This is a genomic window from Streptomyces sparsus, from assembly GCF_054776295.1.
Map to the genome: position 1 here is coordinate 1 of NZ_BAAHCA010001438.1, position 842 is coordinate 842.

An 842-nucleotide genomic window follows, 5' to 3' on the forward strand; every position below is an offset into this window, starting at 1 on the left:
CCGGCCGACGACGGCGCCCCGGCGCTCGGCCTCGTAGCTGTCGAGCAGCCGCTCGGGAGCGCCGTGGTGCCAGGCGGCGGACAGCTTCCAGGCCAGGTTGTCGACGTCGCGCAGGCCCTCGTCCACCGACTGGGTGCCCAGCGCGCCGAGCAGGTGGGCGGCGTCCCCGGCCAGGAAGGCCCGCCCCGACCGCCAGCGCCGGGCCAGCCGCTGGTGCACGGTGTGCACGCCGGTGTCGAGCAGTTCGTAGGCCAGCTCGTCCTCACCCGTCCACGCCTCCAGGGTGACGGTGATGCGGCGCATCAACTGCTCGGGGGTGACGACTTCACCGCGGGGCGGCAGCAGCCAGTCGAGACGCCAGACACCGTCGGGCAGCGCACGGGCGCACACCTCACCGCGCTGCTCGGGCGGCTCGCGGTGCAGGAGGCCCTCGTCGGGCCAGGGCAGCCGCGTGCGCAGCGCCGCGACCGCGTGCCGCTCGACGGCGGTGCGGCCGGGGAAGCGCACGTCGAGCAGTTTGCGCACGGTGGACCGGGCTCCGTCGCAGCCCACCAGGTAACTGCCGCGCCAGGTGTCGGCCCGGGCGCCGCGGGTGCGGGCCACCACCCCGTCGGCGTGCTGGTCGAGTTCGGTGAGCCGGCTGCCGGCCGCCATGTGCACCAGGTCCTCGTGCCGGACGGCGTCGCGCAGGGCGCCGGTGAGGGCGTGCTGGTAGAGGTGCGTCGGCGCGTCGGCCGTGGCGAAGTCCTGCTGGTGCACCGTCTGGCGGCGGCGCATGGTGCGCCACACCATCCACCGGGCACCGTCGCGGGCCCAGGGCCCGGCCAGCCGGCGGGCGAGCG

1 protein-coding gene is annotated in these 842 nt (G+C 76.5%); it reads right to left on the minus strand.

Going from position 1 to position 842, the window contains the following annotated elements:
• A partial coding sequence (locus tag ACYVE9_RS28920) for an FAD-dependent monooxygenase (RefSeq protein WP_461030839.1) occupies positions 1-842 on the minus strand: 842 nt, incomplete at both ends.